16 protein-coding genes are annotated in these 13,868 nt (G+C 64.7%); 13 read left to right on the top strand and 3 right to left on the bottom strand.

Annotated features, from left to right (window positions below; genetic code table 11):
• The first annotated feature begins 37 nt into the window (after positions 1-37).
• The 4 genes from groL (at position 38) to DRB19_RS10345 (ending at position 4,054) form a co-directional block, all read left to right on the top strand.
• Positions 38-1,690: a chaperonin GroEL gene (groL, locus tag DRB19_RS10360; RefSeq protein ID WP_114185967.1), complete on the top strand. Its 1,653-nt coding sequence runs from the start codon at positions 38-40 to the stop codon at positions 1,688-1,690.
• 586 nt (positions 1,691-2,276) lie between these two features.
• A complete protein-coding gene (locus DRB19_RS10355; protein WP_114185966.1) occupies positions 2,277-2,663 on the top strand; it encodes a COG4315 family predicted lipoprotein in 387 nt (128 codons plus the stop codon).
• A 72-nt stretch (positions 2,664-2,735) separates the two neighbouring features.
• Complete coding sequence (locus DRB19_RS10350; RefSeq protein ID WP_114185965.1) at positions 2,736-3,245, top strand: RNA polymerase sigma factor; 510 nt, start codon at positions 2,736-2,738, stop codon at positions 3,243-3,245.
• Entirely contained in the window at positions 3,242-4,054 is an 813-nt protein-coding gene (locus tag DRB19_RS10345; protein WP_114185964.1) for an anti-sigma factor family protein, read from the top strand. The genes DRB19_RS10350 and DRB19_RS10345 overlap by 4 nt, the downstream gene beginning before the upstream one ends.
• A gap of 100 nt (positions 4,055-4,154) precedes the next feature.
• Here DRB19_RS10345 and DRB19_RS10340 read toward each other — a convergent pair whose 3' ends face one another.
• Complete coding sequence (locus DRB19_RS10340) at positions 4,155-5,273, bottom strand: Do family serine endopeptidase (RefSeq protein WP_114185963.1); 1,119 nt, start codon at positions 5,271-5,273, stop codon at positions 4,155-4,157.
• Positions 5,274-5,553: 280 nt separating this feature from the next.
• Here DRB19_RS10340 and DRB19_RS10335 point away from each other — a divergent pair, with 280 nt between their 5' ends.
• Both DRB19_RS10335 and DRB19_RS10330 read left to right on the top strand, forming a co-directional pair.
• Positions 5,554-6,015: an Hsp20 family protein gene (locus DRB19_RS10335; protein WP_114185962.1), complete on the top strand. Its 462-nt coding sequence runs from the start codon at positions 5,554-5,556 to the stop codon at positions 6,013-6,015.
• Between the two features lie 89 nt (positions 6,016-6,104).
• Positions 6,105-6,614 carry an Hsp20/alpha crystallin family protein gene (locus tag DRB19_RS10330; protein WP_114185961.1) on the top strand — a complete coding sequence of 170 codons (510 nt, stop codon included), beginning with the start codon at positions 6,105-6,107 and terminating at the stop codon, positions 6,612-6,614.
• Positions 6,615-6,961: 347 nt separating this feature from the next.
• On the opposite strand, the gene DRB19_RS29860 is transcribed toward DRB19_RS10330, so the two are convergent.
• Positions 6,962-7,219 (bottom strand): DUF1236 domain-containing protein, encoded by a 258-nt coding sequence (locus DRB19_RS29860; RefSeq protein WP_162815644.1) that lies wholly within the window; start codon positions 7,217-7,219, stop codon positions 6,962-6,964.
• Here DRB19_RS29860 and DRB19_RS29855 point away from each other — a divergent pair.
• The 7 genes from DRB19_RS29855 (at position 7,191) to DRB19_RS10295 (ending at position 13,045) form a co-directional block, all read left to right on the top strand.
• The gene (locus tag DRB19_RS29855; protein ID WP_162815643.1) at positions 7,191-7,604 is read left to right on the top strand and encodes a hypothetical protein; all 414 of its coding nucleotides are present in this window, start codon (positions 7,191-7,193) and stop codon (positions 7,602-7,604) included. The genes DRB19_RS29860 and DRB19_RS29855 overlap by 29 nt on opposite strands.
• 337 nt (positions 7,605-7,941) lie before the next feature.
• On the top strand, positions 7,942-8,535 hold the full coding sequence (locus DRB19_RS10320; RefSeq protein WP_147021783.1) for a hypothetical protein: 594 nt from the start codon (positions 7,942-7,944) through the stop codon (positions 8,533-8,535).
• Positions 8,536-8,715: 180 nt separating this feature from the next.
• A complete protein-coding gene (locus DRB19_RS10315) occupies positions 8,716-9,330 on the top strand; it encodes a ribonuclease D (RefSeq protein WP_114185958.1) in 615 nt (204 codons plus the stop codon).
• A 104-nt stretch (positions 9,331-9,434) separates the two neighbouring features.
• Positions 9,435-10,181 carry an LPS export ABC transporter periplasmic protein LptC gene (gene lptC, locus DRB19_RS10310; RefSeq protein ID WP_162815642.1) on the top strand — a complete coding sequence of 249 codons (747 nt, stop codon included), beginning with the start codon at positions 9,435-9,437 and terminating at the stop codon, positions 10,179-10,181.
• On the top strand, positions 10,178-10,813 hold the full coding sequence (locus tag DRB19_RS10305; protein ID WP_114185956.1) for an LptA/OstA family protein: 636 nt from the start codon (positions 10,178-10,180) through the stop codon (positions 10,811-10,813). Before lptC ends, DRB19_RS10305 begins: the two co-directional genes overlap by 4 nt.
• A 43-nt stretch (positions 10,814-10,856) precedes the next feature.
• The gene (lptB, locus tag DRB19_RS10300) at positions 10,857-11,711 is read left to right on the top strand and encodes an LPS export ABC transporter ATP-binding protein (RefSeq protein WP_373867372.1); all 855 of its coding nucleotides are present in this window, start codon (positions 10,857-10,859) and stop codon (positions 11,709-11,711) included.
• 149 nt (positions 11,712-11,860) lie between these two features.
• Positions 11,861-13,045, top strand: coding sequence for a YihY/virulence factor BrkB family protein (locus DRB19_RS10295; RefSeq protein ID WP_114185954.1), 1,185 nt, complete (start codon positions 11,861-11,863; stop codon positions 13,043-13,045).
• A 103-nt stretch (positions 13,046-13,148) separates the two neighbouring features.
• Here DRB19_RS10295 and DRB19_RS10290 read toward each other — a convergent pair whose 3' ends face one another.
• The gene (locus tag DRB19_RS10290; RefSeq protein WP_114185953.1) at positions 13,149-13,679 is read right to left on the bottom strand and encodes an ankyrin repeat domain-containing protein; all 531 of its coding nucleotides are present in this window, start codon (positions 13,677-13,679) and stop codon (positions 13,149-13,151) included.
• Between the last annotated feature and the right edge of the window lie 189 nt (positions 13,680-13,868).

The following is a 13,868-nucleotide window of genomic DNA, read 5'->3' as shown; positions in this document are numbered from 1 at the left end:
AGCCCCGAACAGATAATAAATAACAGGAGTTCAGCTCATGGCTGCCAAAGACGTAAAATTCTCCTCTGACGCTCGCGATCGCATGCTGCGCGGTGTCGACATCCTCGCCAATGCGGTGAAGGTGACGCTCGGTCCCAAGGGCCGCAACGTGGTGCTGGAGAAGAGCTTCGGCGCTCCCCGCATCACCAAGGACGGCGTGACCGTCGCCAAGGAAATCGAGCTTGCCGACAAGTTCGAGAACATGGGCGCCCAAATGGTGCGCGAGGTCGCCTCGAAGGCGAGCGATGTTGCTGGCGACGGCACCACCACGGCGACGGTTCTGGCCCAAGCCATCGTCCGCGAGGGCGCCAAGGCGGTTGCCGCCGGCATGAACCCCATGGACCTCAAGCGCGGCATCGACTTGGCCGTGGCAGAGGCCGTGAAGGACATCCAGGCCCGCGCCAAGAAGGTCGCTTCGTCTGAGGAGATCGCGCAGGTCGGCACGATTTCGGCCAATGGCGATGCTTCGATTGGCGAGATGATTGCTCAGGCGATGCAGAAGGTCGGCAACGAGGGCGTGATCACCGTCGAGGAAGCCAAGACCGCCGAGACCGAGCTCGATGTGGTTGAAGGCATGCAGTTCGACCGCGGCTATCTCTCTCCCTACTTTATCACCAACGCTGAGAAGATGATCGCGGAGCTCGAGGACCCCTACATCCTCATCCATGAGAAGAAGCTCTCCTCCTTGCAGTCGCTGCTGCCGATCCTCGAGGCCGTCGTTCAGACCAGTAAGCCGCTGCTGATCGTGGCGGAGGACATTGAGGGCGAGGCTCTGGCCACTCTCGTGGTCAACAAGCTCCGCGGCGGCCTGAAGATCGCCGCCGTGAAGGCGCCGGGCTTCGGCGACCGCCGCAAGGCCATGCTCGAGGACATCGCGATCCTGACCGCCGGTCAGACGATCTCCGAAGACCTCGGCATCAAGCTCGAGAATGTCACGCTTGATATGCTCGGCCGTGCCAAGCGCGTCCGCATCGAGAAGGAGAACACCACCATCATTGATGGGGCTGGTTCTTCGCAGGACATTGAGGCTCGCGTTCAGCAGATCAAGGCGCAGATCGAGGAGACCACCTCAGACTACGACCGCGAGAAGCTCCAGGAGCGTCTCGCCAAGCTCGCAGGCGGTGTCGCGGTGATCCGCGTCGGCGGTTCGACCGAGATCGAGGTGAAGGAGAAGAAGGATCGCGTGGATGATGCCATGCATGCCACCCGCGCTGCGGTGGAAGAGGGCATTGTTCCCGGCGGCGGCACGGCTCTGCTGCGCGCCAAGGCTGCGGTTGCCAAGCTCACCACGGACAACCCGGACGTGAAGGCTGGCATCAACATCGTGCTGCGTGCCCTTGAGGCTCCGATCCGCCAGATCGCCGAGAACGCCGGCGTGGAAGGCTCGACGGTGGTCGGCAAGATCAATGACAACACTGGCTCCGACACCTTCGGCTTTAACGCCCAGACGGAGGAGTTCGTGGATCTGCTTCAGGCTGGCATCGTCGATCCGGCGAAGGTCGTCCGTACGGCTCTGCAGAATGCAGCGTCCGTGGCCGGTCTGCTGGTCACCACCGAAGCCATGGTTGCTGAGACGCCTAAGAATGACGCTGCTCCGGCGATGCCAGGTGGCGGAATGGGCGGCGGCATGGGTGGCATGGGCGGCTTCTAAGTCCCATTCTCCTTTAAGAGTGGAAAGGTCTCGGAGAAATCCGGGGCCTTTTGTCATAAGGTTTGCGACGCCGTTGCCGGCGGCGATCACACCCGTCAGGGCCGCATTTGTGACCTATGATGGCTCGACATGAGTACACAACGGTGGTACACACGAGCAATTCAAGGGTGTGCTAAGTATTTGATATTGCTTATATACCAGGGGCAAAGGTACAATCCTCTCCTGGGCACCAATCCTTCTCAGATTTGAGAAGTACGCCATGCCTGGTTTTGGCGACACGCCACGACCTCCCCATTCGACGTCATCCGGATTGGAGCAGGATTCGTCCCTGATAGGGCGTCTCTGCGAGCGCGTTCCATTGCGCAAAAAGCGGAAATGAAGTTGGCCGCTGCGACTGCTAACTGCCATCGCATGAGTGCGCTTTTCCGCTCATGCCGAGCTGCTGCCTGTTAGCGGAACACGATGGGCTGAGACCAACCTCGACGGTAAATCGGTCAGTCAGCAATAATTGTAGGACAGGCTGGAATAATGTCCGTTGGCGCGTGTCTTAGCGGGCGTGGTCATGATCGACCAGGGGAGAAGAATCATGAAGTTTCTCGCGTGCTCTGCAGCCTTGGCAGGTGCCTTGCTGGCCGCAACCTGCGCCACCGCTCAGACGGCCGCTCCGGCCAAAGTCGCCGAGACCGGCAAGGGCAAGGCCTTGGTCGACGCCAAGGGGATGACCCTGTACACCTTCGACAAGGATGCGGCCGGAAAGTCGAACTGCAACGGCCCCTGCGCCACGAACTGGCCGCCCCTCATGGCCTCCGCAGGCGCGAAGGCGGACGGGGACTGGACCGTCGTGAAGCGGGACGACGGGTCGATGCAATGGGCCTACAAATCCAAGCCGCTCTATACCTGGGTCAAGGACACCAAGGCTGGCGACGTCACCGGCGACGGCGTCAACCAGGTCTGGCACGTGGCGACGCCTTAAAAAGACCTCGCACGCGCCGGACGCTCAAGGCGATCCGACAGCCTCCGGCGCATGAAGGGACGTAAAAGACCCGTGGACGAGATCGCTTCCCTGATCGAGCCGCTGATTCCCGGCCTGAGGCGCTACGCATGGGCGCTGCTGCGCGATGACGAGGCCGCAGACGATCTCGTCCAGGATACTCTCGAGCGGGCCATCGCCCGCTGGAGCCAGCGCCGCCACGATGGTGACCTGAAGGCTTGGCTCTTCGCCATCGAGCGTAACCTGTTCCTCAATGGCATCAGGCAGCGCAAAAGGCGCGGGCCCCATGTGGGCGCCGAGGCTTTGGAGAACGTCCCGGCTTTCGCGGGAGATCCGGACGGTTCGGTCCGCATGGACGACATCATCACGGGGCTTGATGCGCTGCCCGAAGAGCAGCGCTCGGTGCTGCTGCTGGTGGGAGTCGAGGACCTGTCCTATGAGCAGGCCGCCCAGGCGCTCGACGTTCCTCTCGGCACGGTCATGTCGCGCCTCAGCCGGGCGCGCAAGAAAATGCGGCAGTTTATCGAAGTCGGGCGCAGCGCCGCTCTCAGGAGGGTCAAGTGACGGATGAGCGTCCCATCGGCGAGGACGATCTGCAGGCCTACATCGATGGGCGGCTCATGCCAGCGCGCCGTGAGGAGGTGGAGGCATACCTTGCCGCGAACCCGACCGCCGCCGCCGAGACCGCTCTCGAAGCCAAGCATCGGGAGGCCCTGCGCGCCCGGTTGGCCTTCAAGGCGAGCGAGCCGATTCCGGCGCGCCTGCGGGTGGCCAATCTCATGGGGGCAAAACGCCGTGCGCCGCGCTTCAGGCTCGCCTCCGTGGCGGCCGCTGTCGCCTGGCTCGCCATCGGCCTCGTGTGCGGAGCCTTGGGCAGCGCCTGGATCAGGGACGGGCACCTGCGGCCGTTCACCCACGGGACGAACGCCGCCGGCGACGCCATCACGGCCTACCGGACCTATGTGACCGAACGGCTGCATCCGGTGGAGGTCGCGGCCGATCAGGAGGCCCACCTGGTGCAGTGGCTGTCGCGCCGGCTGGGCAAGCCACTCGTGGCGCCCAATCTCAACCAGAACGGCTATCGCCTGATGGGCGGACGCCTGCTCCCGGCCGGGAACCAGCCTGCGGCCATGTTCATGTACGAGGATGGACGCGGCAACCGGCTCACGCTCTATGCCCGCTCCGGCGACGCTGAGGGGTCGACGGCGTTTCGGTTCGAGAACCAGGACGGGGTCTCGGCCTTCTCCTGGATCGATGACGGATTGTCCTATGTGGTCGCCGGCCGGATCGGCCGCGAGGACCTCCTCACCGTGGCCGAGACGATCTACAAGCAGTTCGAGAGTCAGGCCCCGCCCGGTCGCAGCAAGCTGTAGGCTGATGCCCCACTCTATAGGTCTATCGGCGGTGCATCGTACGGATTGGAAAACCGGATCCACTTTTCGCTGACGCGGATCTCCGGTTCCGCGCGATGCGCTAGCGGGACGAGCGGCGGACTGCCCTCCTGGCTTCAGGCTCGATCCGGACCCGCGACACGATCGGCGCGCCCTTGCGTTCGATCGCAAGTTCCACCTCGTTTCCGGCCGGCGTCAGGCCAAGCGCGTTGCGCAGCTGCGCGGCGCTGTTGACCGCGATCCCGTCGACGGCGGTCACCACGTCTCCTTTCGAGAGACCGGCCCTGGCCGCGGGCGAGCGCGGCTCGATGCTGCCGATGATCGCGCCCTGGCCGCGACGGGAGCCCATCGCCTGGGCAAGATCGGGGGTCAGGTCCTGGATGCCGACACCGATGCGGCCGCGCCGCACCTCCCCGTATTCGACAATCTGCTCCATGACGCGCCGCGCCATGTTGATCGGCACCGCGAAACCGATGCCCACATTGCCGCCCTTGGGCGAGATGATCGCCGTGTTGATGCCGACAAGACGGCCGTCGAGGGTCACAAGGGCGCCGCCGGAATTGCCCGGATTGATCGACGCGTCGGTTTGGATGAAATCCTCGTAGCCGTCCTGGCTCAGGCCCGAGCGACCAAGCGCCGACACGATGCCGGACGTCACCGTCTGGCCCAGGCCGAACGGGTTGCCGATCGCCAGCACGAAGTCGCCAACTTCGATGCGGTCGCTGTCCCCGAGCGGAACCGCGGTGAGGCGATCCGGTCTGATCCGCAGCACCGCGATATCGGTCGCGGGATCGCGGCCCACCACCTCGGCCGGAAAGCGCCGATTGTCCTTCGTGGTGACCTCGACCTGGCTGGCCTTCTCGACCACATGGTTGTTGGTGAGCACGTAGCCGCGCGCGGCGTCGACGATCACGCCCGAGCCGGCAGAGCGGGTCTCCCGTCGCACGGCCTCGTCCGGAATGCCCATCATCTGACGGAAATCGGGATCCTGCAGCAGCGGGTTGTCCACCGTCTCGACTCCGCGGGTCGCGATGTTGACGACGCCGGGCGTCACCGCGCGCACCAGCGGCGCGACGCTCGCCTTCTGGGTGTCAGGCAATGTCGCCAAGGCGGGCGCGACGGAGAAGCTCGCCACGCCGGCAACGATCGCCGCGACGGCGCAGGATTTACGGATGAAGCGGGAGGGGCTGATGGAGATCATCGGGCTTTCGAACGAATGAGACAAACGGGTTCCGGTTCGGTCTGCGATAGGCTCCGTTCCTGCCGCGCCTCAGGCCTGTCTCCGCTGACCGCGAAGGCCGTCGCCGGCAGGATGTTCGAGGGAGCATCTTATTCTACGCAGGAGATGGTTAAGAGGTCTTGAAAACCTGAAAAGCGCTTCCTAACATCAGCAATGCCAAGGCTTTTCAACAGCTTGGCTGATCGGGCGCCGGCGGTGTCCGGCGCGTCCGTGGTTACGTTGCTCAATGGAGGATGTAGCTATGAGAACGGCATTCGACCTCTCTCCCCTTTACCGCTCCACGGTCGGCTTCGACCGTCTGTTCGACATGATCGACCAGACCGCACGCGCCGAGAGCGCGCCCCACTGGCCGCCGTACAATGTCGAGAAGAGCGGTGACGACCAATACCGGGTCACCATGGCGGTGGCTGGCTTTGCGCCTGACGAGATAGAGATCACCCAGAGAGAGAACGCGCTGCTGGTGACGGGCCAGAAGCACCCCGAGCAGGAGAACGGGCAGTTCCTGCACCGGGGCATCGCGACCCGTAACTTCAAGCAGACGTTTAACCTGGCGGATTTCGTCAACGTCACGGGCGCGAAACTCGAGAACGGCCTGTTGACGATCGACCTCGTGCGCGAGGTGCCCGAGGAGATGAAACCGCGTCGCATCGAGATCGGCACCAGCCGGGGCCACAAGGTCATCGAGCACGACAAAGCGGCCTAGGAGGGATCGGATCTCGGGCCGACGCCGGCTCTTGCCGGCGTCGGTTCCAACCTCTTGCGTTCAACGCCAACAGACAGGAGCAGAACATCATGAACATGCGCGATCTCATCCCATGGGGTCGCACCCAGCAGACCCCGAGCCGCTATCGCGAAGAGGGCGATCCCTTCATGACCCTGCATCGCGAGATGAATCGGCTCTTCGACGACGTCTTCCGCGGCTTCGATCTCGCGTCGTTCGGCGCCGCGGGCCGCCTGGCGGGATGGCCGAGCGTGGAAGTCATCGAGAGCGACAAGGAGGTGCGCGTCTGCGCCGAACTTCCGGGCCTCGACGAGACGGATGTGGAAGTGCTGATGAACGAGGGCGTCCTGACCATCCGCGGCGAGAAGAAATCGGAGTCGGAGGACAAGGAGCGCGCGTTCACCGAGCGGTATTACGGCCGCTTCGAGCGTCGTATCCCACTGGCCTGGGAGGTCGACGAGGACAAGGTGGAAGCCTCGTTCAAGAACGGCGTCCTGACCGTCGCCATGCCCAAGACGGTCCAGGCGGCTTCGCACGTGAAGCGCATTGCCATCAACAGTTCGGATACGACGAAGCACTGAGCCGGGAAATCACGCGCCTGGGGGTCCGGTTTGCGCCGCCCAGGCGCCTTTTTAGTCCATGGGGACAAAAGAAAGCCCGCTTCGATGGCGGGCTTAAAATTGACCTAGGTCGTTGAGTTCGCGGACCAAGCACAAAGGGAATGCGGGGAATAGAGGTCCGCATGATTGAGATGGTGCGGAGTGGTCGCGTTCTCAAGCGAGACACTGGTCCCTGGGACCGTCTCAGACGCGTTATATGGCCAAATTGAGATCAATAATTCGTGATTTCCCGGCTCTTCGCGGGAGCCGGTCCGTGGGGGCTGAGGCGGCCCCCACGGGTGGGCTTTGCGCGGGCTCGGAACCCAGGATCAGCCGCGGCGCTCGATCACGGTCACGATCTTGCGCGTGGACGGCTCGACGATGACGATCTGGTCGCGCACCACGATGTAGCGGCACTCGGGAAGACCGCGCAGGATGCGGACAACTTCGCCCGGGCAGGTGTGCAGGGTCGTGACAGTGGTCGGAACAACCGTGCCGACGTTCACGCTGAAGCTGACATTAGTGACCGGCTCGACTTTCACGCTGCTGAAGGCGCGTGTGACTTCGGTCCGCTGCTCGGAAGTCACGTTGACGCTCGTCGAGCTTGAGGTGCTTCCGGTCGTGTTCGTTTCATTCGACGGGCGGGAGGCCGAACTGCTGTTGTTCGTGCCCGAAGCGCCGCCGGTGGTGGTGTTGTTCGTGCCGCTGGTGTTGGTCCCGCTCGTGCCCGACGTGCCGGCGGAATTGCTGCCGGACGTGGTGCCCGATGCACCCGACGAGGCGTTGTCCGATGTAGGATTCGAGCTGCCGGATGCAGCGCTGCCGGAGGTCGAGCCCGAGGTGCTACCGGACGTCCCGCCGGTCGCGCCGGAGGATCCGCCTGACGAACCGCCGCTCGGGGCAACGGTGGTGGAACCGCCCGTGGAGGAGCCGCCGGATCCGGAAGCGCCGCCCGAGGACCCGCCTGTCTGAGCCATGGCAGCAACGCTCAGTGAAAGAGCCGCCGCCGCAACAGTGGTCAACAAGGTTACACGCATCGAGAAATCTCCCTGACATATCGCGGGCTCGGAGGAACGCGTCGTTGTCAGTTAACGTAACGTCAATTTCTCCGTTCCGACGCCTGAGCCGGTGCTGACAAAAAATCCCATCGGGAGATGGAATTCAGGCCTGTCGCGAGAGCCGGCTCTGCCAGAAGCGCCTCCCGGCAGCTTGTGGTCTTGCGTCGAAGCGGCGCAAAACAAAAGCGGAACATCGAAGCTGTGGGTCACGTTGTCGGATTGAGCGAGTTCCTGCGAATGTGGAGGACGCCATGAGAATGGCTCTCAAGGTTCTGACCCTCGCCGCCCTGACCATGGGCGGCGCTGCCACCATCGAGCCGACGCCCGCCGAAGCTCAAGGCTACCGCGTGGTTCGCGTGGGCGGCGGTGGTGGTGCGGTGCGCTTCCGGGGCGGCGGACCGGGTTTCGTCGCAACTCGGCCCGGAGGGTTCTATCGCGGCGGCGGCTTTTATGGCCCGCGCTACGGATGGCGCGGAGGCTACCGTCCCGCCGCTTACGGGCCCCGTTACGGCTGGCGTGGCGGGTACCGGCCAGCCTATTACGGTGGCGGCTATGGCTGGGGCGGAGGCTACCGCCGCGCCTATTACGGCCCCCGCTACGGATACTATGGATATTACGGCGGCGGTTATCCCTACGGATATTATCGGCGCTCCTATGACGGCGGGGGCGCAGTGGTGGCGGGCCTGATCGGCGGCCTGGCCCTGGGGGCGATCGCCAACGCGGCCACCCAGCCCTACTACCGGCCTGCCGCATACCCGGCCTATAGCCGCTGCTTCTTCGAACGTCGCCGAATCGTCACCCGCAACGGCAATGCCGTGGTGCGCAGGGTTCGCACCTGCTACTGAGGCCCAAAGCCGGCCAAGGTCCCGAACAGGCCCCGCCCCGGCGGGGTCTGTTTTTCCGGCCCGCAGGCGCATTTCTCGCTCTCTTCTCGAAGCGACCCATGATCCTGCGGCCGAACCGCTTACACTTCGGCGGATCATGCGCTACAGGCATTGGCGAACCCATTCCGATCTGGACTTCTCATGACAGTGCGTTTCCATCGCGGCGACCTGCCCGCGGACTACAAGCCGGGCCCGGCGATTGCGATCGACACCGAGACCCTGGGGCTCAACCCGCACCGCGACCGGCTCTGCGTGGTGCAGATCTCGACCGGCGACGGCACCGCCGACGTGGTGCAGATCCTCAAGGACGGACCTGTCCCGCAAAACCTAATTCGGGTTTTGTCCGACGAGAGCGTGCTCAAGATCTTCCACTTCGCGCGGTTCGACCTCGCGGTCCTGTTCCACGCTTTCGGGGTGATGCCGCGCCCGGTCTATTGCACCAAGGTCGCCTCCCGGCTGGTACGTACCTATACGGACCGGCACGGATTGAAGGACCTGGTGCGCGAGCAGCTCGGCGTGGAAATCTCTAAGCAGCAGCAATCCTCCGACTGGGGCGCGGACACGCTCACCCAGGCGCAGCTCGACTATGCGGCGTCGGACGTCCTGCACCTGCATGCCCTGCGGGAGAAGCTCGACCGCATGCTGGAGCGGGAGAACCGGCTGGGCGTGGCGCATCAGTGCTTTTCGTTCCTGCCGACAAGGTCCCAGCTCGACCTTCTGGGATGGCCCGAGACCGACATCTTCGCCCATAGTTGACGGCGGCTTAAACTTTCACGCATAAAATCCTTGTCCGTCACAACATTGCCATGGCTTTCAGTCATGGCACCGGCCTGTTTGCGGCAATGAGGGGTTTTTCGAGAGTGGCGGGAACAAGCGGCATCACGACGATAGGCGGCAGCCCGGCCTCGCAGGCCGTCGCACGCTCGCGCGCCTTCTCCAAAGCCCGCCGGCATTCGCATTGGGTCCGGTTCGCCAAGATCGTCATTCCGGTCGGGGCCTTCCTGGCAATCGTCGCGCTGGGCCTCGTGGCGTATCTCGATCCGTTCCGGAACATCGAGGGTCTGACGGTCGGCCCCATCTCGGTGAACGGCACGAACGTCACCATGGAAAGCCCGAAGCTGACGGGCTTCCGCAACGACAATCGTCCCTACGAGGTAACGGCGAGCGCCGCCACGCAGGACGTCAAGAACCCGAACCTCGTCGAGTTGAAGGACCTCCGGGCCCGCCTCGTCACGGACGACCGGGGCAGCGTCGCCCGGCTCGAAGCCGCCGTCGGCGTGCTGAACACCCAGAAGGAGCAGATGAACCTGCGCCAGGATGTACGCGTCCGGACCGATGGCGGACAGGACGTCAAGCTCCGCTCGGCCTTTGTGGACTTCAAGGCCGGCACCGTGGTGTCCAAGGAACCCGTCACCGTGTCCATGAACAACGGATTGATCGAGGCCGCGGGCCTCGAGGTCAAGGACAACGGCAAGATCCTGCACTTCAAGGGCCGGGTCAGCACCACGTTCCGCGGCTCGGCGTCCGACCCGTCCTCCCCCGCATCCGATCCTGCGGGCACCGCCTCTGCGGCCCCGTCGGCCCAACCCACAAGTTCAAAGCCATGATCACCTTCAGACACGCCGCGCTCGCGGGCGCGCTTCTCCTTTCGGCGCCGCTCTGGATCGCCGCCGCGTCGGCCCAGGTGAGCGCCGGCAAGGAGCGCGCCGTCGGCTTCGGCAATTTCGGATCCAGCAAGGAGCCGATCAAGATCGACGCCGACAGCCTCGACGTTTTCGACAAGGAGGGCCGGGCGGTCTTCACCGGCAACGTGGTGGCGGTTCAGGGCGAGAGCACCATGAACTGCACGCTCATGACCGTCTACTACGAGCAGAATCGAGAAGGCGGCGGCCCGCCCGCGGCGGCAGGCGCCAATGACAGCTCGATCAAGAAGATCGACTGCAAGGGGCCTGTCACGATCGTGTCGAAGACCCAGGTCGCCACCGGCAACAACGCCAGCTTCGATCGCACGGCCAACAAGATCTTCCTCACCGGCAACGCCGTGCTCAGCGACGGACCGAACGTCACGAAGGGCGAGCGGGTCGTCTACGACCTCGATACGGGCGTGGCTAATGTGGAGGGCGGACGGGTCAGGGCCCTATTCGTCCCCGGCAGTGGCGGCCCAGCCCCGACCGGAGCAGGCGCGGCGGCTGGCGCCAAACCGGCGGCACAGCCCAAGAAGCCGCCGGCGACGAACTGAGACGACTTGGAGCCGCTTCGGTAAAATCCCTCCCATTGCAGCGATTGGCCCTTTGAAACCACTCTTCAACCGCTCTCAAGCACGTCCGGCGGATTCGCGCCTCCTGGAGACGGAGCTCGCCGCCCCCGGCCACCAGTTCTATGAGGCGTCCGGACCCGTGTCGGTCTTCGGCGGACCTGGCGTGCTGGCCGTCAAAGGACTGCAGAAGAGCTATCGCGGCCGCACGGTGGTGCATGAGGCCGCCCTCAATGTGCGGGCCGGCGAGGCCGTTGGCCTCTTGGGGCCCAACGGCGCGGGCAAGACCACCATCTTCTACATGATCACCGGTCTGGTCTCGGCCGATAAGGGCGTCATCAGTCTCGACGGCCACGAGGTGACGCAGCTGCCCATGTACCGCCGTGCGCGCCTCGGCATCGGCTACCTGCCGCAGGAGGCCTCGATCTTTCGCGGCCTCAACGTGGAGGACAACATCCGGGCGGTGCTCGAGATCGTCGAGCCGAGCCGCAAGGAGCGCGAGCGCAAGCTCGACGCGCTGCTCGACGAGTTCAACATCACGCGCCTGCGCAAGGCCCCGTCCATCGCGCTCTCGGGCGGCGAGAGGCGGCGCTGCGAGATCGCCCGGGCGCTGGCCGGCGAGCCGACCTTCATGCTGCTCGACGAGCCTTTCGCGGGCATCGACCCGATCGCGGTCGGCGACATTCAGAACCTCGTGCGGCACCTGACCCGCCGCGGCATCGGCGTGTTGATCACCGACCACAACGTCCGCGAGACCCTTGGCCTGATCGATCGCGCCTACATCATCCATTCGGGCCGCGTTCTGACCGAAGGCCACCCGGATGCCATCGTGGCCAACGAAGACGTGCGCCGCCTCTATCTCGGCGAGGATTTCCGCCTCTAGGGCGTCGAAACGCCGTATGAGCAGTCCGGCGATCGGATCGTGATCGCGGGCCGACGCCACGCGGCTGCCGGAACCGCCGCTTCCTCAAGAGGTTAGATTGGAGCCAAGCCTGTCCGTTTGGCATCCGATCAACGAGGCCCGGCCCGATCATGGCGAACAATCCTGCTGTCCAGCCACCCCGCGAAGGTCAGTCTCCGACCGCGATAGCCACCATGATGTCGGTCGTCCTCGGCTGGGCCCTGATCCGGGTGATCGCCGGAAGCGAGCGCGCCGCAAGGCCCGCCCATGCCAGGCGTCCGCAACAGAATGGGGCCGGTAGTCGCGATGACGGTGCGGACAGGGGCTTTGGCGAGAAGCAGCATGCGCCGCCGGAGCAGGCGACCCAGGAGAGCGGACGCGGCCGGCACGCCGACACCCCGACGGAGATTCCCGCCAAGGGATGGAAGGACATCCTGTGGCGGACCTATGAGGAATTCAACAAGGACCGGGTGATGTCGGTCGCAGCCGGCGTCACCTATTATGCGTTGCTGGCCGTCTTCCCGGCCATCGCCGCTCTGGTGTCCATCTACGGCCTTTTCGCCGACCCGGTAACGATCCAGGATCACCTCAACACCCTGTCGGGGATCATGCCGGGCGGGGCCCTCGACATCATTCGCGAGCAGGTCACCCGCATCGCCTCGCAGGGCGGGGGAACCCTGGGACTGAGCTTTGTGATTGGTCTGGTCATTTCGCTGTGGAGCGCCAATGCGGGCATGAAGGCCGTCTTCGACGCCCTCAACATCGTCTACGACGAGGAGGAGAAGAGAAGCTTTATCAAGCTCAACCTCATGTCACTGACTTTCACCCTGGGCGCCATCGTGTTCCTGCTCACGGCGGTTGGCGGAATCATCGTTCTGCCGATCCTGCTGAATTTCATCGGGCTCGGGAGCAGGGCCGAATGGCTCCTGTCGATTGCCCGGTGGCCGGTTCTCCTGGCCTGCGTGGTGCTCGGCTTGGCGCTGCTCTATCGCTTCGGCCCGAGCCGCGACAAGGCGGAGTGGAAATGGGTGACGCCCGGCGGCGTCGTGGCCGCGGTGCTGTGGCTCGCGGTGTCGATGCTGTTCTCCTGGTACGTGTCGAACTTCGGCAGCTACAACGAGACCTATGGCTCCCTCGGCGCCGTCATCGGCTTCATGACGTGGATCTGGATCTCCAGCATCGTGGTGCTGGTGGGTGCGGAGGTCAACGCCGAGATGGAGCACCAGACATCCAAGGACACCACCGAGGGCAGTCATCAGCCCCTCGGCACCCGTGGGGCCCAGATGGCCGACACGGTCGGCGTGGCCAAGGCCTAGGAGGAGGCTGGACGAGACAAGCCGTGCAAGCCTCACCCTCAGCAGGTCGGCTCCTGCCTCCGACCCTCATCCTGAGGGGTCGGCTCATAACCCTCTCGGCTCTTCAAGCCTGGCTGGGCTGCGCCAGCCGGGCCCCGGTGTTCAAGGCGCCCATCTTCTGCGCTGCGTCCGCGGCCGTAAGGCCCCCGGCATCCCTTGCGGCCGGGTCCGCTCCCGAGGCGAGCAGCAGTTCCACGATCTCCATGCGGTCGAACATGGCGGCGATCATCAGGGCGGTCTTTCCGTCCGGGCCCGCGCCGTCGACCCTCGCGCCTTGTTCCAGGAGCAGCCGCGCCATGTCTGCATCGCCCTTGAAGGCCGCGCCCGCCAGAGGAGTTTGGCCGCGATCGTTGGCGAGTTCCGGATCGGCCCCATGCTCCAGAAGCCGCCGGGCGGCCTCCACGTGCCCGTGATAGCACGCGAGCATGAGAAGGCTGTCGCCCTTCTCGTTGCGCAGATTCGCCGGAAGGCCCATTCCGAGGAGTTTCGCCAGCTCCGCCGCGCGCCCGGCCCGAGCATGGCCGAAGACCCGCTGCGCGAAGGCAAGCGTCGCCTCGTCCAAGGCGGCAGGGGCTTCCGGCTCGTCGTTCTGCATCCCCGTCTCCCGCGGTTCGGGATGAATGATCCTGTCCATATAGGATCGGCAGGCCCGGCTGCGAGCCTGCGACCACGTCGGATCATGAACAAGACCTAACCTTAGGAAACCTTCCCTTTTGACGGCGGGCAGACGGCGCAGTAAACCAAGAGGGCATGCTTAAGACATGCGAGAGGTTCGCTGGATGCC

The organism is Microvirga aerophila (genome assembly GCF_003332305.1).
GTDB classification, from domain to species: Bacteria; Pseudomonadota; Alphaproteobacteria; order Rhizobiales; family Beijerinckiaceae; genus Microvirga; species Microvirga aerophila.
Note: the sequence above shows the minus strand (reverse complement) of the source record. Positions and strands in the feature narration are given on the sequence as shown.

Coding starts and splice junctions, on each gene's coding strand:
- groL (WP_114185967.1), top strand. CDS start 38: ATGGCTGCCAAAGACGTAAAATTCTCCTCTGACGCTCGCGATCGCATG.
- DRB19_RS10355 (WP_114185966.1), top strand. CDS start 2,277: ATGAAGTTTCTCGCGTGCTCTGCAGCCTTGGCAGGTGCCTTGCTGGCC.
- DRB19_RS10340 (WP_114185963.1), bottom strand. CDS start 5,273: ATGATCTCCATCAGCCCCTCCCGCTTCATCCGTAAATCCTGCGCCGTC.
- DRB19_RS10335 (WP_114185962.1), top strand. CDS start 5,554: ATGAGAACGGCATTCGACCTCTCTCCCCTTTACCGCTCCACGGTCGGC.
- DRB19_RS10330 (WP_114185961.1), top strand. CDS start 6,105: ATGAACATGCGCGATCTCATCCCATGGGGTCGCACCCAGCAGACCCCG.
- DRB19_RS10320 (WP_147021783.1), top strand. CDS start 7,942: ATGAGAATGGCTCTCAAGGTTCTGACCCTCGCCGCCCTGACCATGGGC.
- DRB19_RS10315 (WP_114185958.1), top strand. CDS start 8,716: ATGACAGTGCGTTTCCATCGCGGCGACCTGCCCGCGGACTACAAGCCG.
- DRB19_RS10305 (WP_114185956.1), top strand. CDS start 10,178: ATGATCACCTTCAGACACGCCGCGCTCGCGGGCGCGCTTCTCCTTTCG.
- DRB19_RS10295 (WP_114185954.1), top strand. CDS start 11,861: ATGGCGAACAATCCTGCTGTCCAGCCACCCCGCGAAGGTCAGTCTCCG.
- DRB19_RS10290 (WP_114185953.1), bottom strand. CDS start 13,679: ATGCAGAACGACGAGCCGGAAGCCCCTGCCGCCTTGGACGAGGCGACG.